Source organism: Streptococcus hyovaginalis DSM 12219 (genome assembly GCF_000420785.1).
GTDB lineage: Bacteria > Bacillota > Bacilli > Lactobacillales > Streptococcaceae > Streptococcus > Streptococcus hyovaginalis.
Map to the genome: position 1 here is coordinate 1 of NZ_ATVP01000013.1, position 23,065 is coordinate 23,065.

Consider the following 23,065-nt stretch of genomic DNA (forward strand, 5'->3'; position numbering starts at 1 on the left):
CCCCACTTGCGAGACAACTTCTATATTCTAGCAAACATCGCTTCTCTTGTCAACTACTTTGTTAGTTTTTTTTGTTTTCGTTAACCTATAGCTCTGTTTGGAACTTTTCTATAATACTACACTACAATATTAATTGTCAACCTATTTTTGAAGTTTTTTCCAAACTATGATAGCATCTTGCTTTAACGACTCCTGGACATCTATGATTCTTTGATTGCTTGATCCCCTAAACTGTAACGTCAAATCGCGTTTCCTAAAATCATAGCGACCGTCTACCAAGATATCTACCAATCGTAACATTTCCATTTTATCTTCTGTTTCCAACTCTAGCTCGTCCAGACATTTATTCTTTCTTGTTCCTTCTTCATTCTCTAATATTTAAGCACAATTCTATGAGGTCGTGTTAGGTGCAAGAACTAATTACAGAAAGTATACCTTGAACAACTCCAAACTAACTTTTGCTAAGACTAAAGTATCAGTAACAAATAAAAAGAGATTACATACAATAGCAAATTTTTATTTTTCAAATGTTAGCAATTTTAATCGAATTGAATCATTATCTAAGAAATAAAGAGAACAAGAATTTTCATATTCTTTTAAAACTACTATGATGGTGCTATAAGGCTGTAGTAGGTAAACTCATAATAGAAAATGATAGGGCATTTTAGATGGTATACAAAATATCCCACATAGTTTGTAATGAACTGCGACTAAATAACTCATTAGAAAGATGTAAAAACCGTTCAAGGAGTCGCCGTGGACATGTCTGATAGTTGCATTCCCTTCATTAAGAGCCTCGCCCCCTTATTTTTAGGCTTAGTCTGAAACAGTTCGCTAGATTCTTTCACTTCCCAATGCTCGCATTGTCCTTAATATTTTCACATCATGTAGCACCCATAACACCTTCTAAAATCGCCACCATGAAGACTTTTACTCCCTCAATCTTTAGCTTATCTAACTACGAAGAATCACTGGTGGATTTTGCATAAAAATAGTCAGAAACTAGGTCCAAAAAAACTTCTATTCAAAGGGCTTTCGATAAATCTTAATCCCATGTGAGATTCTCCAGAAGACCTTGCCCTTATCTAAGGAAGTACGCTTTTACTATGATCTTTATCAACTTTTGCTTTTTCATTTTCAAGAGAAACAAACTAGCTTTTTTTGACTTAATTGAAGTAAATCTCAAAGGAGTTTCATGTCATATTCAAAACTTTTTTGAGATACAATACTATGTCATTAACACCATAGAGCTTCCCAATTCTAACGCTAAGATAGAAGTATTCAATAAGATCATCAATAGCATCAAACACAAAACATTTGAATTCAAGAACTTTATACTAAAATACTCATCGTTTTGAGTACTAAAAGCGTCCGAGAGTGATCCTTTTAGGTTAGCTCTAGAAAACGGTAAAGAAACAACTATGAGTCATACACTACAGTTGACAAAGAGTCCAATCAAAAACGCCTGCTTACGAAAGGTTTTTTTAAAATAAAAACCTTTCGTAAACAAGCGTTACGTTTATCACACAATATGATGAGTGTTCCCACTGGGAAAAATTTCCCAGTGGTAGACCAGAGCTAGACTAAGAAAGGCACACCTTCCCATCATCATAACACTCAACAAAATTGATAAAAATTAAATAAGTTCAATAATTGCCATTGGGGCAGCGTCACCACGACGTGGTTCTGTTTTAAGAATACGAGTGTATCCACCGTTACGTTCTGCATAACGTGGTGCTAACTCAGAGAACAATTTTTGAAGAGCAGTTGTTGATGTGTATTTATCATTCGCTTCATCATAGTTTTCTGATGCAATTTCGTTACGTACAAATGCAGCTGCTTGACGACGTGCATGCAAATCACCACGTTTACCAAGAGTAATCATTTTTTCAACGGTTTTACGGATTTCTTTAGCACGAGCTTCAGTTGTTACAATTGATTCGTTGATCAAAAGATCTGTAGTCAAATCACGCAACATTGCTTTACGTTGTGAGCTAGTGCGTCCTAGTTTACGGTAAGCCATGTTATCCTCCTATTTTATTTATCGTTTTTTAGTCCTAAACCTAAATCAGCAAGTTTAACCTTAACTTCTTCAAGGCTCTTACGACCAAGGTTACGGACTTTCATCATTTCTGGTTCAGTCTTCTCTGTTAAATCGTGAACAGTATTAATGCCTGCACGTTTCAAACAGTTGTAAGAACGAACTGACAAATCTAATTCTTCAATGGTACGGTCTAGAACCTTCTCGTCATTAGCTGCTTCAGCCTCTTTCATAACATCCGTAGTTTTAGCTACTTCTGTTAGATCTGTAAAGAGATTCAAATGTTCAATTAAAACACGAGCAGACAAACCTAACGCATCTTCAGGAATGATTGTGCCATTAGTCATGATTTCAATAGTTAATTTATCAAAGCCATCATTACTACCTACACGAGCAGGTTCAACTTGATAATTAACTTTTTTCACTGGCGTATAAATAGAGTCTACAGCCAATGTGCCTACTGGTGCGTCGTCTTTCTTATTGCCTTCTGCAGCAACATAACCACGATTGGTAGCTACTGTCATGCTGGCTTTAAAAGAAGCACCTTCAGCGATTGTAAACAGATAATGATCTGAGTTAACAATCTCAACATCGCTATCAGTCAAGATATCTCCAGCAGTTACTTCCGCTGGTCCTTGGACATCAAGTTCAATAATTTTTTCGTCTTCGACGTAAGATTTTACAGCAAGTCCTTTAACGTTAAGAATAATCTGCATGACATCTTCACGTACTCCCGGTACAGTATCAAACTCGTGAAGTACTCCATCAATCTTAATCGAGGTAACCGCAGCCCCTGGAAGAGATGAAAGAAGTACACGACGAAGAGAGTTACCTAAGGTTGTTCCATAACCACGTTCAAGTGGTTCAATAACAAACTTACCATAATCTTTATTTTCATCAATTTTTGTTATTATTGGTTTTTCAAACTCAATCATTTATTTACCCCTCGAAACGAATCTGTGTACTGTATAGTTATGATTACACACGACGACGTTTTGGAGGACGAGCACCATTATGTGGTACAGGAGTAACATCGCGGATAGCAGTTACTTCGAGACCTGCAGCAGCAAGAGCACGAATCGCTGACTCACGACCAGAACCCGGGCCTTTTACAGTTACTTCAACTGTTTTCAAACCATGTTCTTGAGCTGATTTTGCAGCAGCTTCTGATGCCATTTGTGCCGCAAATGGAGTAGACTTACGAGAGCCTTTGAAACCAAGAGCACCAGCTGATGACCAAGCAATAGCATTACCGTGCACATCTGTAATCATAACAATAGTGTTGTTAAATGTAGCGTGAATGTGAGCAATACCTGACTCAATATTCTTTTTCACACGACGTTTACGTGTTGGTTTAGCCAATTTTATTACCTCCTATTTTATTTTTTCTTACCTGCAATCGCAACGGCTTTACCTTTACGAGTACGAGCATTGTTTTTTGTGTTTTGTCCACGGACAGGAAGCCCACGACGATGACGGATTCCACGGTATGATCCGATTTCCATCAAACGTTTAATGTTCAAGTTAACTTCGCGACGAAGATCACCTTCAACTTTAATCGCATCAACTTCACGACGGATAGCATCTTCTTGATCTGTTGTTAAATCTTTAACACGGATATCTTCTGAGACACCTGCAGCAGCCAAGATCTTTTTAGATGTTGTTAGTCCGATACCGTATACGTAAGTAAGTGAAATTACTACACGTTTGTCATTTGGAATATCAACTCCAGCAATACGAGCCATTTTTTCTCCTTTCTAAATTATCCTTGACGTTGTTTGTGTTTTGGATTTGTTGGACAAATTACCATAACACGGCCATTACGGCGAATCACTTTACAGTGTTCGCAAATTGGTTTAACCGATGGTCTTACCTTCATGTTCTATCCCTCCAATTATTTCGATTATTTAAAGCGGTATGTGATACGTCCACGCGTCAAATCATATGGGCTCATTTCCACTGTCACACGGTCACCAACTAAAATACGAATGTAATTTTTACGGATTTTCCCAGAAACAGTCGCTAAAATTTGATGGCCATTTTCTAATTCAACTGTAAACATAGCGTTAGGCATGGTTTCAACTACCTTACCTTCAATTTCAATCACGTCTTCTTTTGCCACGCAAAAGTCCCCCTCTAAATTTCGATTTGATTTCCCCTGAAAGACAGAGGTAACAATTATAAGTCAGACTAAGTTATTCTACCACATCTGGGTTTATATAGCAAGCATGATCGCTAATTATTTAATACGATCAATCGCTTCCTTAACATCTTTAAAGACTTGGTCAATTTCTTGGTTGCCTTCAATATCTGTCACTAGATCTTGCCCACGGTAATGTTCTAAGATTGGTTGTCCTTGTGAAATATTAACATCCAAACGTCGTTTAACTGTCTCAGGTTTATCATCTTCACGTTGATAATAATCATCTTCGTTGTAATCACCTGCTGGAGGGTTAAATACTTTATGGAATGTCTCGCCAGTCTCTTTATGGATGATGCGACCACTAAGGCGTTCAACCAAACTTTCAGGATCAACATCAATATTGATCACTCCGTCAAGTTGCAATCCCAATTCGGATAGCGTTTGATCCAATGCATACGCTTGGTCAATCGTGCGTGGGTAACCATCCAACAAGAAACCTTTTTCTTTAATATCAGGTTCAGCTAATCGTTCTTTTACGATACCATTTGTTACCTCATCCGGTACCAATTCGCCTTTATCAATATATGATTTAGCAAGTTTGCCCATTTCGGTTTCGTTTTTCATGGCTGCACGAAACATATCTCCGGTAGAGATATGTGAAATTCCATAGGTTTCCACAATTTTCGCTGCTTGTGTTCCCTTACCTGCACCAGGTAGTCCCATAATTAAAAGATGCATATTATTCTCCTTTTTTCCTGTTAGAATAAGATCGTCCTATTATTTTGTGTTTAAACAAATCTGTCACCAAGGACAGACTTATTAAAAAACAAAATAGAAGGTTGACATCGTCAACCTAAAGTCTATTTTGTATTCATGAAGCCTACGTATTTCTTCTTCAATAGATAACCTTCTAACTGTTTCATACTGTCTATACCTGTTGAAATCAAAATCAATAAACTAGTCCCCCCTAATGCTACCGTAGCTGTTAAATTAAATACTTGCTGTGCTACGATGGGAATTAGAGAAATAACAGCCAAAAATAAGGAACCAACTGTTGCTAATTTTTTCAATAGTGAAGACATATAAGCCTCTGTTTCTCTTCCAGGTCTCACTCTTGGGATATAGGAACCATTCTTTTGCAAATTTTCTGCTGTTTTTTCAGGATTAACCTGAACAAAAGTGTAAAAGAACGAAAACAGGACAATTAATAAAGCATAGATTCCCATTCCTGCTGGTGTTTGGTAAGAAAAGAGATTTTGTAGAGTGTTCAACCATGGAATGTCATGGTTACTACTTTGAAAGAAGGCCAATATTGAACTAGGTGCTGCAGTTATAGAACTTGCAAAGATAACGGGAATTACACCTGCTGGATTCACCTTCAATGGAAGGTATGAACTCGTTGGCGCTCCTTGAGCTAGTTTGGTGTATTGAATTGGAATTTTATACTCAGCCTGTTGGACAAATGTTGTGAAGAAAACAATTAACAAAACAGCTAATAGTAAGACGCCAACAAAAATCCAAGAATTTGTAAGGTCGCTTGCTTTGATATTAACAAAGTAATCTTCATAAATAGCAGAAATCGCTCCTGGCAATGAGGCAATAATCCCAGAAAAAATGATCATGGAAATACCATTTCCAAACCCTTTATCCGAAATCTGCTCTCCCAACCAGGTCACAATAATACTTCCAGTTGTTAAAATGACCCCAATAACCACATAGGTCTGCCAAGTGGGGGACGTTACTAATTGAATACTTGAAAGGGCATTAAATCCTGCTGTAATACCAATCGATTGAATAAAAGCGAGAACTAATGAGATGTAACGTGTTGCTTGGTTTAATTTTCGACGACCTACTTCACCCTGTTTACTCCATTCTACAAATTGTGGGAGAATATCCATTTGCAAGAGTTGAACAATGATGGAGGCGGTAATGTAAGGACTCACTCCTAGTGCAAAAACGGAGAATGAACTCATCGCATTACCTGAGACCAAGTTTAACAAATTGAGGAACGGTAAGTCTGCTAACTGCTCTAAGCTTTGAGCATTAATCCCCGGAACGGTAATATGTGTTCCTAGGCGAAAGATAAATATGATAAACAGTGTAAAAGCAATTTTACGTCTTACATTTTTAAGCTTGAGAGCTTCTTTTAGAATTTTGAAAAACATAATGAGTTACTCCTATGATTCATGCGAACATAATGAGGGAAGACTCATTAAATAACTTCTACAGAACCACCTTTTTCAACGATAGCTGCTTCTGCTGCTTTAGAGAATTTAGATGCCTTAACATCCAATTTCTTTGTAAGCTCACCATTTGCAAGGATTTTTACACCTGATTTTTCAGACTTGATAACACCTGCATTTTTAAGTACTGACGGTGATACTTCTGTCCCATCTTCAAAGATATTCAAGGCTTCAAGACTTACAAGTGCATACTCTTTAGCGTTGATATTGGTGAAGCCGCGTTTTGGAAGACGACGGAACAATGGTGTTTGTCCACCCTCAAAACCGAGGCGTACACCGCCACCGCTACGAGCTTTTTGACCTTTTTGACCACGTCCAGATGTTTTACCATTACCAGACGATGTACCGCGTCCAACACGATTGCGGACTTTACGAGAACCTTCTGCAGGTTTCAATTCATGAAGTTTCATTTTTTCTCCTTATTTTGTACAATGCTAACGCCTTAATGAGGGGAAAGGACTCCCCATTAAGACTCGCCTATACAGTGTTAGATTAGAATAGTTAAACCAATCTAATACAAAATTAGTTTGCTTCTTCAACAGTAACCAAGTGAGAAATAGCATTGACCATTCCACGGATGGCTGCGTTATCTTCTTTGATTACTGAAGAGTTTAATTTACCAAGTCCAAGGGCAACAACTGTTTTACGTTGTTCTGGTTTACGACCGATTGGAGACTTAGTCAAAGTAATTTTAATTTGAGCCATGGTATCTCCTTTCTTATGCTAAATCAGAAACTGACACGCCACGAAGTTCTGCAACTTCTTCAGCGCGTTTAAGTTGTTTCAAACCTTCAACTGTAGCACGAACGATATTGATTGGTGTGTTTGATCCGAGTGATTTAGATGTAATATCCGCAACACCTGCCAACTCGATGACGGCACGAACAGCACCACCAGCGGCAACACCAGCACCTTCAACAGCAGGTTTCAACAATACTTTCGCTCCACCAAAGTTTGAGAAAACTTCGTGAGGAATTGTTGTACCAACCATAGGTACTTCAATCATATTTTTCTTAGCTGCTTCAACAGCTTTACGGATTGCTTCTGGAACCTCTTGAGATTTACCAGTACCAAATCCTACGCGACCGTTACGGTCACCAACAACAACAAGTGCAGCAAAACGCATATTGCGTCCACCTTTAACAACTTTAGTAACACGATTGATAGCAACAACGCGTTCTTCAAGTTCTACTGCATTATCTTTAAATGCCATTATTAAGTGTCCTCCCTATTAGAATTTCAATCCGTTTTCACGAGCTGAATCAGCCAAAGCCTTAACACGTCCGTGATAGAGATATCCACCGCGGTCAAACACCACTTCAGAAATACCTTTAGCTACTGCGCGTTCAGCAACAAGTTTACCGACAACAACAGCTTGCTCGGTTTTAGTACCTTTTGAAACGTCTTTATCAAGAGTTGATGCACTTGCGAGCGTTACACCCGCTACGTCATCAATCACTTGAGCGTAGATGCCTGTATTAGAACGGAAAATGTTCAAACGTGGGCGATCAGCAGTTCCAGAGAGTTTTCCGCGAACGCGACGGTGACGTTTTTGGCGGAGTTTGTTTTTATCTGGTTTCGAAATCACAATTTTCACCTCTTAATTTATGATTATTTTGCTTTTAACAAAATAGTGACATAAATGTCGTCTCACAAAAAGAACGATTCCTCTCATGAGAGCTCTACATTTATTATTTACCTGTTTTACCTTCTTTACGGCGAACAAATTCACCAACGTAGCGGATACCTTTACCTTTATATGGTTCAGGTGAACGAAGGCTACGGATGTAAGCAGCTGTTTGACCAACAACTTCTTTGTTAATCCCTTCAACGACGATTGAAGTTGGGTTAGCAACAGTAAAAGTAATTCCTTCTGGTGCTTCAACTTCGTCTTGGTGAGATTTACCGACTGAAAGAACAAGTTTTGAACCTTGAAGTTGTGCACGGTAACCAACCCCACGCATTTCAAGTTCTTTTTTGAAACCTTCAGAAACACCAACAACCATGTTGTTCAAGTTAGCACGAGTTGTGCCATGGATTGTTTTCATTTCTTTTGAGTCGTTTGGACGGTGAAGTGTAACTTCAGTTCCTTCAACTTTGATTTCAATGTTTTTGTTAAACTCACGAGTGAGTTCGCCTTTAGGTCCTTTTACAGTAACAACATTGTCTTTGTTGCTGATTTCAACACCAGCAGGTAATGTGATTACTTTATTACCAATACGTGACATAGTATTATATTCTCCTGTTAGATTGTCAAGCCGCTAAGCGACGAGTTTTCACGGGGGCAAACAAGATATTAGGCCGTTAAACAACTCAAAGAAAAGTATGAAACTCGGCTGAAGATGCTAGCATCTAAGGAGAGTTTATCTTTTTTCGAAGAGTTGTAGGCATGCTCAATTAGTGTATCTTGTTTTTGTTTGGAATTATCTGATTTGAACATGCACTGAGAACTGTGCAAAATAGATAAACTGATTGGTTCTCTACGTACTTTGTATCATGATTTTACCAAACGTAAGCAAGCACTTCTCCACCAACGTTCTTTTGACGAGCTTCTTTATCTGTCAAAAGACCTTCTGATGTAGAAACGATTGCAATTCCAAGTCCGTTAAGAACTTTAGGAATATCTTCACGTTTTGAGTAAACACGAAGACCTGGTTTTGAGACACGTTTCAAGTTTGTGATAACACGTTCACCGTTTTGCCCATATTTAAGGAAGACACGGATAATACCTTGTTTATCATCTTCGATAACTTCAACGTTTTTTACAAAACCTTCACGCTTAAGAATTTCAGCAATTCCTTTTTTAATGTTTGATGCAGGCACTTCAAGTACTTCGTGTTTTGCTTGGTTAGCATTACGAATACGTGTCAAAAAGTCTGCAATTGGGTCAGTCATAACCATTTTTATATTTCTCCTCTTACTAGTAGTTTGCAATAGCACTTGCTAGTTAATTCATGATACAAAGGGCGCTAAAAAGCCAAAGTGAAAATAGAAAACTTGACGTAGAAACTTTGGTTTCTAGGAAAGTTTGTCTTTTTCACACAGGCTTTCACCCGTGTTCAAATCGGCAAGCAAGCTTTGTATCGGGGTTGTTTTAATTGAGTTCGAGCTACAACCAAGGCAAAGAAGATAGATTTTCCTAGAAGTAAACTTCATCGTCAAATCTCCTATCTTTGCCTTGGTTGCTTAACACTCTCACATCTTGAAATTACCAAGAAGCTTTTGTTACGCCAGGGATTTGACCTTTGTAAGCCAATTCACGGAAGCAAACACGGCAAAGTTGGAACTTACGGTAAACTGAGTGTGGACGTCCACATTTTTCACAACGAGTGTAAGCTTGCGTAGAGAACTTCGCAGGGCGTTTGTTCTTAGCAATCATAGATTTTTTAGCCAATTTATTTACCTCCTAAATTATTTTGCAAAAGGCATACCAAGGCCTTTAAGCAATTCGCGTCCTTCTTCGTCAGAGTTTGCAGTTGTTACGATAACGATATCCATACCACGAACTTTATCAACATCATCAAAGTTGATTTCTGGGAAGATCAATTGCTCCTTCACACCAAGTGTGTAGTTACCACGTCCATCAAATGATTTTGTTGGAACACCATGGAAGTCACGAACACGTGGAAGTGAAACTGAAACCAATTTGTCAAGGAACTCATACATGCGTTCGCCACGAAGAGTTACTTTAGCACCGATAGCTACACCTTCACGAAGACGGAAGCCAGCGATTGATTTCTTAGCTTTAGTAATAAGTGGTTTTTGACCTGAGATAGTTGCTAATTCAGCAGCAGCTTTTTCAAGGTTTTTAGCGTTATTTACAGCATCACCAACACCCATGTTAAGAACGATTTTCTCAACTTTAGGCACAGCCATAACTGATGAATAGTTAAACTTCTCTGTCAATGCAGGAATTACTTCGTTAGTATATTTTTCTTTTAAACGATTTGCCATTTATGCTTCTCCTTTCCTTCGTGATTAATCAAGAACTTCGCCTGATTTTTTGTTGTAACGAACTTTTTTGCCGTCAACAACTTTGTAACCAACACGTCCAGCAACACCGTTTTTGTCAAGAACTTGAACGTTTGATGCGTGGATTGGTGCTTCAACTTCTACGATAGCACCTTGAGGGTTTTCGTTATTTGGACGTTGGTGTTTTTTAACAATCCCAACACCTTCAACAACAACTTTGTTTACTTTTGGAAGTGCTTTAAGAACTACAGCTTCAACGCCTTTGTCCTTACCAGCAATAACGCGAACTTTGTCGCCTTTTTTTACAAACATTTGAGTTTTTCTCCTATAATTTCTTACGCCCAAATGGGCACCCTAGGTTTCCCTAGGGGACTTAGTTTGTTTTAGTTAAGATTAAAGTACTTCTGGTGCAAGTGATACGATCTTCATGTAGCCACCTTCACGCAATTCACGTGCAACAGGGCCGAAGATACGAGTTCCGCGAGGTGTTTTGTCATCACGGATGATTACTGCAGCATTTTCGTCAAATTTGATGTATGAACCGTCTGGACGGCGTGCACCAGATTTTGTACGAACGATAACAGCTTTAACGACATCACCTTTTTTAACAGCGCCACCTGGTGTAGCTTGTTTTACAGAAGCAACGATAACGTCACCGATGTTAGCAAATTTACGTCCTGAACCACCAAGTACTTTGATAGTCAAGATCTCACGAGCACCGCTATTATCAGCAACTTTCAAGCGAGTTTCTTGTTGAATCATTTCAATTTTCTCCTTTTAGTTTGATTAGATAATAACAGCTTCTTCCACAACTTCTACAAGACGGAAGCGTTTTGTAGCTGAAAGTGGACGAGTTTCCATGATACGAACTTTGTCGCCTTCTTTAGCAACGTTGTTTTCGTCATGTGCTTTGTATTTTTTAGAATAGTTGATACGTTTACCATAGACTGGGTGGTTACGTTTAGTTTCAACTACAACAGTGATTGTTTTATCCATCTTGTCTGATACTACACGACCAACAAGTGTTTTACGTTGATTACGTTCCATTATAAGATTTCTCCTTTCCCAATCTATTATTTAATTTCAGATTGCACCGTTTTAACACGAGCAATTTGTTTTTTAACTTCGTTCAAACGAGCAGTTTGATCAAGTTGACCTGCTGCAGCTTGGAAACGAAGATCAAAAAGTTCTTTTTTAAGTTCATTTTCTTTCTTAGCAAGTTCTTCTTGAGAAAGTCCACGAAGCTCTTTAACAAAATCTTTAATTTCTTGAAGTTTCATGTGCTCTCCTTATTCTGCTTCACGTTTTACGAATTTAACTTTAACTGGTAATTTGTGGCCAGCAAGACGGAATGCTTCACGTGCTACTTCTTCAGAAACACCAGCAATTTCGAACATTACTTTACCGCGTTTAACTGGAGCAACCCAACCTTCAGGAGCACCTTTACCAGATCCCATACGTACACCGATAGCTTTAGCAGTGTATGATTTGTGTGGGAAGATTTTGATCCAAACTTTACCACCACGTTTCATGTAACGCGTCATCGCGATACGGGCAGCTTCGATTTGGCGGTTTGTGATCCATGAGCTTGTAGTAGCTTGAAGGCCGTATTCACCAAAGTCTACTTGTTTTCCACCTTTTGCTTCACCGCGCATTTTACCACGGAATTCACGACGGTGTTTTACACGTTTAGGTACTAACATTTGTTATTTACCTCCTTTAGTGTTTTTACGAGCTGGAAGAACTTCTCCACGGTAGATCCAAACTTTAACACCTAGTTTACCGTAAGTTGTATCAGCTTCTTCCCAAGCATAGTCGATATCTGCACGAAGTGTGTGAAGTGGAACAGTTCCTTCTGAGTAACCTTCAGCACGAGCGATATCTGCACCGTTCAAACGACCAGATACTTGAGTTTTGATCCCTTTAGCACCTGCACGCATTGTACGTTGGATGGCTTGTTTTTGAGCACGACGGAAAGCAACACGTTGCTCAAGTTGACGAGCAATGTTTTCACCAACAAGATGAGCGTCCAAATCTGGTGACTTGATTTCAATGATGTTGATGTGTACTTGTTTTCCAGTCAATTTGTTAAGTTGAGCACGGAGTGCGTCAACGTTTGATCCACCTTTACCGATAACCATACCTGGTTTAGCAGTGTGAAGTGAAACAATAACTTTGTTTACTGCGCGTTCGATTTCAATAGTTGAAACTGAAGCGTCTGCCAATTCTTTGTTGATGAATTTGCGAATTTTAAGATCTTCATGAAGGTAATCCGCGTATTCTTTTTCAGCATACCATTTCGCATCCCAGTCACGGATGATTCCGACACGCATACCAATTGGATGTACTTTTTGACCCACGAGTTTACCTCCTTATTTTTCTGACACAACTACTGTGACGTGAGTTGTGCGTTTGTTGATTGGTGAAGCTGAGCCTTTCGCACGTGGACGGAAACGTTTCATTGTTGGTCCTTCGTTTGCGAATGTTTCAGACACTACCAAGTTAGCTTTTTCCAAACCAAAGTTGTTTTCTGCGTTAGCAATTGCTGAGTTAAGTGTTTTTTCAATAATACGAGCAGCTTTGTTTGGAGTGAATTTCAAGATTGCGATAGCATCGGCTACGTTTTTGCCACGGATAGTATCCAAGACAAGACGAGTTTTACGAGGTGAAACACGAACTGTACGAGCCATTGCTTTAGCTGAAGTAATTTCTGCCATAATTAATGTTCTCCTTATCTACGTGTTTTCTTATCGTCTGCAGCGTGACCTTTGTAAGTACGAGTTGGTGCAAATTCACCAAGTTTGTGACCTACCATGTCTTCTTGGATGTAAACAGGTACATGTTTACGTCCATCATAAACTGCAATTGTATAACCGATGAAACTTGGGAAAATCGTTGAACGACGTGACCAAGTTTTGATTACTTTTTTCTTTTCGTCATTTGCTTGAGCTTCAACTTTTTTCATCAAATGCTCATCGACGAAAGGTCCTTTTTTAAGACTACGTCCCATTTTGTAGTATTCTCCTTTAAATAAAGTACCACAGCGGCCTGCTCGCTAAAAGCGAGCTACCGAGTTGGCGGATGATTGCATTAACTATACTGATTTAGTTTATTTTTCGTTGCGACGACGAACGATAAGTTTGTCAGATTTAGCTTTCTTGTTACGTGTTTTAAGACCAAGCGCAGGTTTACCCCATGGAGTAGATGGCGCTTTACGTCCAACTGGTGCTTTACCTTCACCACCACCGTGTGGGTGATCGTTAGGGTTCATTACAGAACCACGAACTGTTGGGCGAATACCTTTCCAACGGCTACGTCCTGCTTTACCAATGTTAACAAGAGATTGTTGTTCGTTACCTACAGTACCGATTGTCGCACGACATGTACCAAGAATCATACGAACTTCGCCTGATTGAAGACGAACAAGAACGTATTTACCTTCTTGACCAAGTACTTGAGCCGATGAACCAGCTGCACGGATAAGTTCCGCACCTTTACCTGGTTGAAGCTCAATGTTGTGGATAACTGTACCAACTGGGATATTAGCAAGTGGAAGTGCATTTCCGACTTTAATATCAGCTTCTGGTCCAGAAACGATACGCTGACCTACTTGAAGTCCTTTAGGAGCGATGATGTAAGCTTTAACACCGTCAGTGTAATGTACAAGAGCGATGTTTGCTGTACGGTTTGGATCGTATTCGATTGTTTTAACAACAGCTTCAACGTTATCTTTGTTACGTTTGAAGTCGATCACACGGTAATGACGTTTGTGCCCACCACCTTGGTGACGAACAGTGATACGACCATTGTTGTTACGACCAGCTTTGTTTTTAAGAGAAACAAGCAATGATTTCTCAGGAGTGCTTGTTGTGATTTCTGCAAAATCCAAAGAAGTCATGTTACGACGGCCATTTGTCGTTGGTTTATAAACTTTAATACCCACGTTATTTCCTCCTTAGATTATTCAGCTTCTGCTGCAAACAACTCGATTGCTTTTGAATCAGCTGTAAGAGTGATGATAGCTTTCTTAGTTTTTGAAGTGAAACCTGTATAACGACCAACACGTTTTGCTTTTGGTTTAACTGTCACAGTGTTTACACTTGCCACTTTAACACCTTCAAACGCAGCTTCAACAGCTTGTTTGATCAAAAGTTTGTGTGCACGTGTATCAACTTCAAAAGTGTATTTACCTGCTTCAAGATCAAGCATTGATTTTTCAGTAATTACAGGTTTTTTGATTACGTCATACAAATTCATTATGCAAGAACCTCCTCGATTGTAGAGATCGCTTCTTTAGTAACAAGAAGTTTATCTGCGTTTACGATATCAAGAACACTTGCAGTTGTTGCAGTTGCAACTTTAACGTTTTTAAGGTTACGAGCTGAAAGTTCAGCAAATTTATTTCCTTCTTCAACGATAACAAGTACTTTTGAATCGATGCTAAGTGCTGAAAGAACTTTAGCGAATTCAGCAGTTTTTGGAGCTGCAAATGAAAGAGCTTCAACAGCTACAAATTTTTCGTCAGCTACTTTAGATGAAAGAACTGATTTCAAGGCAAGGCGACGAACTTTTTGTGGAAGTTTGTATCCGTATGAACGAGGAGTTGGTCCGAAGACAACACCACCACCACGCCATTGCGGTGAACGGATAGAACCTTGACGAGCACGTCCAGTTCCTTTTTGGCGCCATGGTTTACGTCCACCACCTGATACTGCTGAACGGTTTTTAACCGCATGAGTACCTTGGCGAAGGCTAGCACGTTGGCTGATAACAACATCAAAGACAACTGATTCGTTTGGCTCGATACCAAAGATTGCGTCGTTAAGTTCTACTGAACTCACTTCTTTACCAGCTTGGTCAAATAATTTAACGATTGCCATTTTAACTGTGTTCTCCTTTCTTATTATTTAGCAGCTTTAACTGCTGATTTGATAGTGATAAGAGATTTCTTAGCACCTGGTACGTTACCTTTGATAAGGATAACGTTTTTCTCTGGAACAACTTGAACGATTTCAAGGTTTTGGATCGTTACACGGTTGCCACCCATACGTCCTGCCAAGTGTTTGTTTTTGAAAACACGGTTAGGCGCAACAGGTCCCATTGAACCTGGACGACGGTGGTAACGAGAACCGTGAGCCATTGGACCACGTGATTGACCATGGCGTTTGATAACACCTTGGAAACCTTTACCTTTAGTTGTACCTGTGACGTCAACAACATCACCAGCCTCGAATGTATCTACAGTAATTTCTGCACCAACTTCTAAGCCTTCAATGTTTTTGAATTCACGAATGAAGCGCTTAGGAGCAGTGTTAGCTTTCGCTACATGGCCTTTGGCAGGTTTGTTACTCAATACTTCGCGTTTGTCATCAAAACCAACTTGAACTGCTTCGTAACCGTCTGTTTCAACAGTTTTCACTTGAAGCACAACGTTTGGAGTCGCTTCGATGACAGTAACAGGGATAAATTCACCTGATTCAGTGAAGATTTGAGTCATTCCCACTTTTTTCCCTAAGATTCCTTTTGTCATGAGAAAATATTTCCTTTTCTTATTTTTTAGTTGTTTTAAAAAGTTTTTTATGAGCGTTTTTCGTGCTCAAAAAAGTTTTTAACGAGCGTTTTTTGTGCTCAAAACAAGATACAAAGAGCGTCAAACTCAAAATGAAAACAGGAAATCTGATACAGAAAGTTCAGTTTCAAGGAAGATTTATCTTTTTCATGTAGAGTTTAGCTCGTGTTCAATTGCCATCAAACACTAACTGTACTTGCAAAATCTCACAGATTAAAGTTTGATTTCTACGTTAACACCACTTGGAAGATCCAATTTCATCAAAGCGTCAACAGTCTTTTGAGTTGGATTCACGATGTCGATAAGACGTTTGTGAGTACGCATTTCAAATTGTTCGCGAGAATCTTTGTATTTGTGAGTCGCACGAATAATTGTGTAAAGACTACGTTCTGTTGGAAGTGGAACTGGTCCAGCTACAGTAGCACCTGTACGTGTTGCAGTTTCAACGATTTTTTCTGCCGCTGTATCAAGTGTACGATGTTCGTATGCTTTCAAACGGATACGGATTTTTTTGTTTGCCATCTTTTTCTCCTTTTTCGTCTATTTAAGATAATAGGCTAGCTCCTCAAGAAAACCAACACCTGTCGCGTGGCAATGCAACCGAGCGTGTCGCAACCTCTTGTATCATAGCTAAAGCTGTTTTTGTTTACAGCACCATAATATGATACCAGAATCACATAGCGTATGCAAGAGATTTGAGACTTTTTCTACAATTTTTTTCTAACAGGGTTTAATAAAGGCTTTTTGTACCGCGTTGTAAAATGAAGTGCAACAAAAAAAGACATGTTCGTCTGATATACTAGAATTCCCCAACTCAGTATAGAAAGCAGATGAACATGTCCAACACTCATTCTACCAAAAAATCATCCTATTCTCATCTCTCAGCCACAGAACGTGGTGAAATAGCTGCTTATCTTAAAATGGGAAAGAAACCAGTTGAGATTGCTCGTCTCCTGGGTCGTCACCGTTCTACAATCTGTCGAGAAATCAAACGTGATTCAGTCAATCAGGTACAGGATAAAAATGGGAAACGAACCTATTTCAGCGCCTATTTTACTGATAGTGGACAACGCGTCGATGAAACCAATCGTCATAGGTTCATTGAACAATTATGAGATGCCTTGAAAGCTAACGTCCGTCTCCATAGCGTAGTTAGTTTTGTTCAGACTTATAAAGCAACCCATCCTGAAGAAGTCGTCGCCTCTACCAAAACGATTTATCGTTATATAAAAGAGGGGCTGTTAGCTATTAAACCAATCGATCTGCCTAAGATGGTTAATATCAGAAAACGTTCTAAGAAAGTTACGAAGACGAATCGGAAGACTTTGGGTAAGTCTATCAAAGAACGTCCAGAGTGTATCAATGACCGTTCTGAATTTGGGCATTGGGAGATTGATTTGGTTCTTGGCAAGAAAACAAAAGGTGAAGCTGTTATTTTGACTTTGGTAGAGCGCCAGACACGCTATGCACTGGGCGTTAAGCTAGAAGACAAACAGTCCCACACTATTAATAGTGCTGTAAGGCATCTCACCAGTTTGTATCCTATTGCATCCATCACAGCAGATAATGGTTATGAGTTTAGTTTACTCTCAGACTTGGAAGCCGTTGATGTTTACTTTGCACATCCTTATTCTTCACATGAGAGAGGCACAAACCAGAACTTCAATGGCCTCCTCAGAGAATATATCCCTAAAGGAGTCTCACTTAATTCACTAACCTCTGAAGAACTGGACAAGTATATCACTGCCATCAATGAGCGCCCAAGACGGCTTCTTCAGTATCAATCCTCAAAATTTCTGTTTGGGCTAGCCCAAACAGCTTAATCTCTGGAACTCTAGCTATCAATGAACTTGTTGCAATTAACTTGACAACGTGCGAAAGGCTTTTTGTCTATAAATTAAGTGATGTGCTATAACCAATGCCCATCCTTGTTAAGAAGTTGTGGGTTCGAAAGAACTGGAAATTACTTTAGACATGGAAGGAGAAAAAACATTTCTACAGTAAAAAGTTTTTTTTTAGACTCTCTCTAGAGATGTCCTTTACAGTTTTAAGACGCGGCAGCATTTACCATACTTAGAACGGAAACCTTTTAAGTGTTTAAAATAGAGTAACCAAAGTTCACATCAAATATATCGAACTAACTAGGGAGGTGAAACACAAGAAACTGTGGTTTGCTATGCAAAATGTCAGTATCTTAAGTTGGTATTACTAATCATATAATAAGAAGCTGAACATTACGCACAGCCTCTTTTATACAAATAACTCAGAAAAAACCATCTAAACAAATTATCTAAAACTGTTGCTAGCCAGACACCGCTCAAACCGAGTTGAGCCACTACCCCTAATAAATAGCCTAAACCAATCCTCACCAACCACATTCCTAGACTCGTAGCATAAAATGGTACCTTAGCATTACCAAGACCTTGCCATGTTGCTGTCATGATTAAGGTTCCTGCTGTGACGGGGACACCTACTAAAGAAAATAAAATGACAAGATAGCTTGCCTGAGTAGCTTGTAGATCACTTAAAAAGAGAAAGGTTAAGGGGGCTTTTAAAATAAAAATAGCACTTGCCAAGCTGTACATCATGATAACCGAGAGCCAGAAACTACTTTTCACAATCTCTCTGACTCTACGAGGATGAGCCGAGATATTGGAAGCCACCTCAATGACTGTCGCCACCGATATGGCCATTGCAGGGAGATAATTAAATTGTGTCAAGGTTTCACCAACAGCATTACCAGCGACCACCTCCGAACCAAAAGTAACCACTATTGCAACCACAACAACATCACCAGCCCGCATCATAAGACGCTCTCCTGCTGCCGGTAGAACCATGCTTAGCAATTCTTTGTCAAGAGACCACCTCAAATGGTGAAAGACTTCTTGTAGTGACAGCTTCTTGATTAAAAACGTGACTCCTATGAGCCGCGCAATAACCGTCGAAAAAGCCACCCCAGCAATGCCAAATTGAAAAATGTAGATAGATAACGCGGACAAGAGCGCATTAAGCAAATTGGTCAATAAACTAACTTCCATGGGTAACCTTGTATGACCTTGAACACGAACAATCGCCCCCAGGCTTGTTAAGAGACCTAAACTGATAATACCACCACCTACAATAGCCAAATAGAGACCACCCGATCTAGCTACAGGAGCAGATGCTCCTAACATACTTAGTAAATTTTTACTTCCTATGATAGATAAAAAACCTAAGAGCAGACTAATCAAAGTCGTTAAAAGAAGTGCGTCTGTAATACTTTGAAATTGTTTACTTATTTTCTTCTGGGCTAGGTGGCGCGATAAGAGACTAGAAATAGCCCCTCCTATCGCGATAAATAAGGCTTGATAGATAGCAAGCATATTATTGGCAATCGATACCCCTGATACGGCTATAATTCCTAACTGAGCCACTAAATAATTGTCCACAAATCCCATTAACATTTGCAAAAATTGCTCTACCATCGCCGGAAGTGCAATTCTTAATAACTCTTTACTTTCTTTCATAGCTAATAGTTTACCACGTCTTACAAAAAAAGACCGAGGAATCTCAGTCTTTTACAACCATCTGATAATCATCTGTAAGAATCTCTTGTCCTCTTAAGCTAACGTCTGGATATTGCCTAACTAAAGTCATCCCAATATTTTCTAAAACAGCCTTACTCGCTAAATTATCATGGTTGGTACTCGCAGTTAGATAATTTATTCCTGGTAAGTCTCTTGCTAGATTCGCTAGAGCGCTAACTGCTTCGGTCATATAACCCTGTCCGATATAGTCTTGATGAAGGGTATAACCTATTTCCAAGGTATCATCTCTGTCTGTTTGTTTAAAGTTAATATTGCCAATCAGGCGATTAGAAGATTTTTCGACAATACCATATTTTCCAATAGGCTCTTTCAGATTGTAGAGCACAAGCCCTTTCCAACTTTCTTCTATAGAAGTATGCGGATAAAAAGCATAGCGTAAATGTGTATCATCAGAGGTGAAAGCAAAATAATCTTCCAAGTCATCTTTGGTCATCGGTCTCAACAAAAGTCGATTCGTTTCAAGTCTAGGATACCTAGCCAATTCAAAAAGAACAGACATGTCACACCTCATTCTATAAACCGAGATAACTCTCCACAGCCTTTTGCATATCTTCTGTCGCTACTACCGTCTCGTGGCGAACTGGTGCCATCTGTAAATCACGAACAGCTTCTGGAACAAGCACTTGCGATAAGCGGTGAAGTTCCGCAACTGCCTCAAAGTCATCACCCACATCCTCTCCTGTGATAGCTTTAACAGCGACCCTTGGGAACTTGTAAGGACTAGCTGTCGAGGCGATAACCGTCGGTGTTTCATCCTTTGTGCGATCACGGTAAGCACGATAGACGCTAGAAGCTACAGCTGTGTGGGGATCTTCGATATAATGGCTTTCTTGATAGACCTGCTTAATCTCTGTTTCGGTGTCCGCTTCTGAGGCAAATCCTGCTTCAAAGCGTTCTAGAATAGACGGATTGATAGCTTCCAGTTGGTATTGACCTTGAGTATGCAGGGCATCCATCAATGCTTTTGTTTTAGTAGCATCATTTCCAAGAAGGTGGAAAATAAGACGCTCTAAGTTTGATGAAACAAGGATATCCATTGATGGACTCGTGGTTACTTTAAAGGCACGTTTCTTGTCGTAAGTGCCTGTTTGGAAGAAGTCTGTCAAGACCTTGTTTTCATTAGAGGCACAAACCAGCTTTGCAATTGGCACACCAATCTCACGCGCATAATAGGCTGCCAGAATGTTGCCGAAATTCCCCGTAGGAACAGTGACATTAATCGCTTGCCCGTTCTCAATCTCCCCTGCTTTGACCAGTTGCGCATAGGCATGGACATAGTAAACAATCTGTGGCACCAAGCGACCGATGTTCATCGAGTTAGCTGATGAAAACTGAATGTTTTGTGCCAAAAGACGAGCACGTAAGTCAGCATCATTAAACATGCGCTTAACCTCTGTCTGAGCATCATCAAAATTACCATCGATGGCAACAACATGCGTGTTCTGCCCTTTTTGTGTGGTCATTTGCAACTCTTGAATCTTACTAACACCGTTCTTGGGATAAAAGACGATGATCTCTGTACCAGGAACATCTGCAAAGCCTGCCATGGCAGCTTTTCCAGTATCACCTGAAGTGGCTGTCAAAATAACGATTTTAGTGTCTACCCCTTGCTTTTTAGCCGATGTTGTCAAGAGATAAGGCAATATCGATAAAGCCATGTCTTTAAAAGCGATGGTTGATCCATGAAAAAGCTCAAGATTGTAATGGTCTTTGAGCTTCACTAAAGGTGCAATGACTTCTGTATCAAATTTGTCATCATAAGCCTTATTAATGCAGTAATCTAATTCTTCAGCTGTAAAATCGTCTAAGAAGGCCGATAAGACTTGCTTGGCGACATCTTGGTAAGAAGCATCTTTCAGGGTCTCAAAGTCCAAGGCTATATTTGGCATCTCAAGTGGTGTGAAAAGCCCTCCATCATTGGCCAAACCTTGTAAAATTGCTTGGCTAGCTGTTACTTTATTGTTGTCATCACGTGTTGATTGGTAAATCATTGTCATCTTACTATTCCTCAAGTGTACTTTTTTCAAAAATCTACAAGTAAATCGTGATAAGGACTGTCATCTCTTAATCACTATAGGTTCTAGTCATCTTATTTTACCATAATATTCTGAAATAACTGCTGGATAGGGCATTAAAGTCAAAAGGGACATCCTAATGGATACCCCTTACCAGTAGCGATAATTACCTTAACGATTAATAAGTGTCAGAAGAACTGATTTTTCCTTTTTTGAAGATAACATCATTTTTCTTATTCTTACCTTTTAAGATAAGATCTGATTTATTTTTGTCGTAAATCAACTCATCGCCTTCGTCAATGTCTATATCATCTAAATCTAACTCATCATTTTCAATACGTGTAATCTCAATTGTTCGTGAAATACGCTTCACTTTTCCTTCAAACAGAGTGGCTTCAAGCTTGCCAGTCTCACTATCATAATTGAAGCCCTCTTCCTTGGCAGACTCCTCCAGAGCATCGTCAATCATGTCCTCGATGTCACTACGGCTCGGCAATAAACTTTCAATAAGTGCACTGTAGGTATCATCCAAATAGGAAGAATAATCTGATGAAGCCATCGTTTCTTCGTAGATTTTATAAAAAGCTTCTTTATCAAAGATATAAGAGACGGACATAACTGCCTTGTCGTCAGCAACATCCAGAGCCACCGTTTCAGACTTAACAACGTCTGAGACTTTAATATCAGACCCTTCTTCAACCTCAGACAAATTTTTCTCAATTTCTTTGATTAACTTCTTTTCTAGGTTAGCACTGCGCCAGTAACCCTGGATATCCCCTGTCTGGTAACGAAGCAAAAAGAATAAACCTAACAATAAACTCAAAACAAGTAGACCGACACCACCTAATAACCAAAACTGTTTTTGCTTGTAAATAGGCGTTTGGGCTGGATTTTCTTGGGAAGTGACCGAGGGACTGCTCGATGGGCGGTTAGATGTGACCTCTGCCTCCCCAAGCGGTAGAGCTTTCTCCTCAAAAAGGTTCTCAGCAGAAGGTTGGCCCACTTCCTCATCCGTGAACTCTCCCGACAATCGAGCAGCTTCAATAACCTCATCTGTCGGAGGTTGACCGTAAACCGTTTCGTAATACTCTATCCAATCTTCTCTATTCATAATAACTCCTTTTCTTTCATCCATTATAACAATATCTCAAGTATTTGATAACCCTTATCTGCAAAAAAAGCTAGCATTTAACAGGTTTGGTAACTAAAGGAGTCCCTGTCTTTCATCAAGGACCCACTAGAGCCTCAAAAACAAACCAATCCTTCCTAAAAGCACACAAGACAAACCTCAACATGATGCTTGTCTCTATTATAAGTGATCTGTTTTTCTCCTTGACTGTCCTATTAGCTCTGGTAAGTCAAATAAACTTCCATGACTCGACTCAAGAATGCCTTCTCCACCCCAATACCGTATTGAACCTTGCAAAGATTGCGAGCTTAACGACATTTGTTCTTAGTCTTTGCGCTTTTTAATGACAACAAAGCCAAGTGAAGA

At 39.4% G+C, this 23,065-nt stretch carries 33 protein-coding genes and 2 pseudogenes; 1 reads left to right on the plus strand and 34 read right to left on the minus strand.

Annotation, left to right across the window (positions count from 1 at the left end; genetic code table 11):
• Positions 1-141 precede the first annotated feature (141 nt).
• From G574_RS0108635 to rpsJ, 30 genes and pseudogenes are all read right to left on the minus strand, one after another.
• Positions 142-336, minus strand: a pseudogene (locus G574_RS0108635) (4Fe-4S cluster-binding domain-containing protein); the annotation flags it as partial.
• Between the two features lie 1,300 nt (positions 337-1,636).
• Positions 1,637-2,023, minus strand: a complete 387-nt coding sequence (gene rplQ / locus G574_RS0108645; RefSeq protein WP_017768904.1) for a 50S ribosomal protein L17 — start codon at positions 2,021-2,023, stop codon at positions 1,637-1,639.
• A gap of 14 nt (positions 2,024-2,037) precedes the next feature.
• The gene (locus G574_RS0108650) at positions 2,038-2,976 is read right to left on the minus strand and encodes a DNA-directed RNA polymerase subunit alpha (RefSeq protein WP_017768905.1); all 939 of its coding nucleotides are present in this window, start codon (positions 2,974-2,976) and stop codon (positions 2,038-2,040) included.
• A gap of 43 nt (positions 2,977-3,019) precedes the next feature.
• On the minus strand, positions 3,020-3,403 hold the full coding sequence (gene rpsK / locus G574_RS0108655) for a 30S ribosomal protein S11 (protein ID WP_004195509.1): 384 nt from the start codon (positions 3,401-3,403) through the stop codon (positions 3,020-3,022).
• Between the two features lie 17 nt (positions 3,404-3,420).
• Positions 3,421-3,786 (minus strand): 30S ribosomal protein S13, encoded by a 366-nt coding sequence (rpsM, locus tag G574_RS0108660; RefSeq protein ID WP_017768906.1) that lies wholly within the window; start codon positions 3,784-3,786, stop codon positions 3,421-3,423.
• A 17-nt stretch (positions 3,787-3,803) separates the two neighbouring features.
• Positions 3,804-3,920: a 50S ribosomal protein L36 gene (rpmJ, locus tag G574_RS11385; RefSeq protein WP_079268439.1), complete on the minus strand. Its 117-nt coding sequence runs from the start codon at positions 3,918-3,920 to the stop codon at positions 3,804-3,806.
• A 24-nt stretch (positions 3,921-3,944) separates the two neighbouring features.
• Positions 3,945-4,163 carry a translation initiation factor IF-1 gene (gene infA / locus G574_RS0108665; protein WP_001040189.1) on the minus strand — a complete coding sequence of 73 codons (219 nt, stop codon included), beginning with the start codon at positions 4,161-4,163 and terminating at the stop codon, positions 3,945-3,947.
• Positions 4,164-4,280: 117 nt separating this feature from the next.
• Entirely contained in the window at positions 4,281-4,922 is a 642-nt protein-coding gene (locus G574_RS0108670; protein ID WP_029691856.1) for an adenylate kinase, read from the minus strand.
• Positions 4,923-5,044: 122 nt separating this feature from the next.
• The gene (gene secY, locus G574_RS0108675) at positions 5,045-6,349 is read right to left on the minus strand and encodes a preprotein translocase subunit SecY (protein WP_029691857.1); all 1,305 of its coding nucleotides are present in this window, start codon (positions 6,347-6,349) and stop codon (positions 5,045-5,047) included.
• Between the two features lie 47 nt (positions 6,350-6,396).
• On the minus strand, positions 6,397-6,837 hold the full coding sequence (rplO, locus tag G574_RS0108680; protein WP_029691858.1) for a 50S ribosomal protein L15: 441 nt from the start codon (positions 6,835-6,837) through the stop codon (positions 6,397-6,399).
• 112 nt (positions 6,838-6,949) lie between these two features.
• Positions 6,950-7,132, minus strand: coding sequence for a 50S ribosomal protein L30 (gene rpmD / locus G574_RS0108685; RefSeq protein WP_029691859.1), 183 nt, complete (start codon positions 7,130-7,132; stop codon positions 6,950-6,952).
• Between the two features lie 13 nt (positions 7,133-7,145).
• Complete coding sequence (gene rpsE, locus G574_RS0108690; protein WP_029691860.1) at positions 7,146-7,640, minus strand: 30S ribosomal protein S5; 495 nt, start codon at positions 7,638-7,640, stop codon at positions 7,146-7,148.
• An 18-nt stretch (positions 7,641-7,658) separates the two neighbouring features.
• Entirely contained in the window at positions 7,659-8,015 is a 357-nt protein-coding gene (rplR, locus tag G574_RS0108695; RefSeq protein ID WP_029691861.1) for a 50S ribosomal protein L18, read from the minus strand.
• A 103-nt stretch (positions 8,016-8,118) separates the two neighbouring features.
• Positions 8,119-8,655, minus strand: a complete 537-nt coding sequence (gene rplF, locus G574_RS0108700; protein WP_017768913.1) for a 50S ribosomal protein L6 — start codon at positions 8,653-8,655, stop codon at positions 8,119-8,121.
• Positions 8,656-8,929: 274 nt separating this feature from the next.
• The gene (rpsH, locus tag G574_RS0108705; protein WP_029691862.1) at positions 8,930-9,328 is read right to left on the minus strand and encodes a 30S ribosomal protein S8; all 399 of its coding nucleotides are present in this window, start codon (positions 9,326-9,328) and stop codon (positions 8,930-8,932) included.
• A gap of 307 nt (positions 9,329-9,635) precedes the next feature.
• Positions 9,636-9,821: a type Z 30S ribosomal protein S14 gene (locus tag G574_RS0108710; RefSeq protein ID WP_018380222.1), complete on the minus strand. Its 186-nt coding sequence runs from the start codon at positions 9,819-9,821 to the stop codon at positions 9,636-9,638.
• Positions 9,822-9,838: 17 nt separating this feature from the next.
• Positions 9,839-10,381, minus strand: a complete 543-nt coding sequence (gene rplE / locus G574_RS0108715; RefSeq protein ID WP_017768916.1) for a 50S ribosomal protein L5 — start codon at positions 10,379-10,381, stop codon at positions 9,839-9,841.
• Between the two features lie 24 nt (positions 10,382-10,405).
• Positions 10,406-10,711: a 50S ribosomal protein L24 gene (rplX, locus tag G574_RS0108720; protein WP_018380221.1), complete on the minus strand. Its 306-nt coding sequence runs from the start codon at positions 10,709-10,711 to the stop codon at positions 10,406-10,408.
• A gap of 81 nt (positions 10,712-10,792) precedes the next feature.
• The gene (rplN, locus tag G574_RS0108725) at positions 10,793-11,161 is read right to left on the minus strand and encodes a 50S ribosomal protein L14 (RefSeq protein ID WP_017768918.1); all 369 of its coding nucleotides are present in this window, start codon (positions 11,159-11,161) and stop codon (positions 10,793-10,795) included.
• 24 nt (positions 11,162-11,185) lie between these two features.
• Positions 11,186-11,446 (minus strand): 30S ribosomal protein S17, encoded by a 261-nt coding sequence (rpsQ, locus tag G574_RS0108730; protein ID WP_017768919.1) that lies wholly within the window; start codon positions 11,444-11,446, stop codon positions 11,186-11,188.
• Positions 11,447-11,472: 26 nt separating this feature from the next.
• Positions 11,473-11,679, minus strand: coding sequence for a 50S ribosomal protein L29 (rpmC, locus tag G574_RS0108735; RefSeq protein ID WP_029691863.1), 207 nt, complete (start codon positions 11,677-11,679; stop codon positions 11,473-11,475).
• Positions 11,680-11,688: 9 nt separating this feature from the next.
• Positions 11,689-12,102 carry a 50S ribosomal protein L16 gene (gene rplP / locus G574_RS0108740; protein WP_029691864.1) on the minus strand — a complete coding sequence of 138 codons (414 nt, stop codon included), beginning with the start codon at positions 12,100-12,102 and terminating at the stop codon, positions 11,689-11,691.
• A gap of 3 nt (positions 12,103-12,105) precedes the next feature.
• Positions 12,106-12,759 carry a 30S ribosomal protein S3 gene (gene rpsC / locus G574_RS0108745; protein WP_017768922.1) on the minus strand — a complete coding sequence of 218 codons (654 nt, stop codon included), beginning with the start codon at positions 12,757-12,759 and terminating at the stop codon, positions 12,106-12,108.
• A gap of 12 nt (positions 12,760-12,771) precedes the next feature.
• On the minus strand, positions 12,772-13,116 hold the full coding sequence (gene rplV / locus G574_RS0108750; protein WP_029691865.1) for a 50S ribosomal protein L22: 345 nt from the start codon (positions 13,114-13,116) through the stop codon (positions 12,772-12,774).
• A 14-nt stretch (positions 13,117-13,130) separates the two neighbouring features.
• Complete coding sequence (rpsS, locus tag G574_RS0108755; protein ID WP_000533765.1) at positions 13,131-13,409, minus strand: 30S ribosomal protein S19; 279 nt, start codon at positions 13,407-13,409, stop codon at positions 13,131-13,133.
• A gap of 99 nt (positions 13,410-13,508) precedes the next feature.
• Positions 13,509-14,342 carry a 50S ribosomal protein L2 gene (gene rplB, locus G574_RS0108760; protein ID WP_029691866.1) on the minus strand — a complete coding sequence of 278 codons (834 nt, stop codon included), beginning with the start codon at positions 14,340-14,342 and terminating at the stop codon, positions 13,509-13,511.
• Between the two features lie 17 nt (positions 14,343-14,359).
• On the minus strand, positions 14,360-14,656 hold the full coding sequence (locus tag G574_RS0108765; protein WP_017768925.1) for a 50S ribosomal protein L23: 297 nt from the start codon (positions 14,654-14,656) through the stop codon (positions 14,360-14,362).
• On the minus strand, positions 14,656-15,279 hold the full coding sequence (gene rplD / locus G574_RS0108770; protein WP_029691868.1) for a 50S ribosomal protein L4: 624 nt from the start codon (positions 15,277-15,279) through the stop codon (positions 14,656-14,658). The genes G574_RS0108765 and rplD overlap by 1 nt, the downstream gene beginning before the upstream one ends.
• Positions 15,280-15,302: 23 nt before the next feature.
• The gene (rplC, locus tag G574_RS0108775; protein WP_029691869.1) at positions 15,303-15,929 is read right to left on the minus strand and encodes a 50S ribosomal protein L3; all 627 of its coding nucleotides are present in this window, start codon (positions 15,927-15,929) and stop codon (positions 15,303-15,305) included.
• Positions 15,930-16,181: 252 nt separating this feature from the next.
• On the minus strand, positions 16,182-16,490 hold the full coding sequence (gene rpsJ, locus G574_RS0108780; protein ID WP_003046044.1) for a 30S ribosomal protein S10: 309 nt from the start codon (positions 16,488-16,490) through the stop codon (positions 16,182-16,184).
• Between the two features lie 314 nt (positions 16,491-16,804).
• Here rpsJ and G574_RS10960 point away from each other — a divergent pair.
• Positions 16,805-17,791, plus strand: a pseudogene (locus tag G574_RS10960) (IS30 family transposase).
• Positions 17,792-18,202: 411 nt separating this feature from the next.
• On the opposite strand, the gene G574_RS0108790 reads toward G574_RS10960, so the two are convergent.
• From G574_RS0108790 to G574_RS0108805, 4 genes are all read right to left on the minus strand, one after another.
• Complete coding sequence (locus G574_RS0108790; protein ID WP_029691870.1) at positions 18,203-19,474, minus strand: MATE family efflux transporter; 1,272 nt, start codon at positions 19,472-19,474, stop codon at positions 18,203-18,205.
• A gap of 43 nt (positions 19,475-19,517) precedes the next feature.
• A complete protein-coding gene (locus G574_RS0108795) occupies positions 19,518-20,054 on the minus strand; it encodes a GNAT family N-acetyltransferase (protein ID WP_029691871.1) in 537 nt (178 codons plus the stop codon).
• Between the two features lie 13 nt (positions 20,055-20,067).
• Complete coding sequence (gene thrC, locus G574_RS0108800) at positions 20,068-21,552, minus strand: threonine synthase (protein WP_029691872.1); 1,485 nt, start codon at positions 21,550-21,552, stop codon at positions 20,068-20,070.
• A 196-nt stretch (positions 21,553-21,748) separates the two neighbouring features.
• Entirely contained in the window at positions 21,749-22,681 is a 933-nt protein-coding gene (locus G574_RS0108805) for a hypothetical protein (protein WP_029691873.1), read from the minus strand.
• Positions 22,682-23,065: the final 384 nt, after the last annotated feature.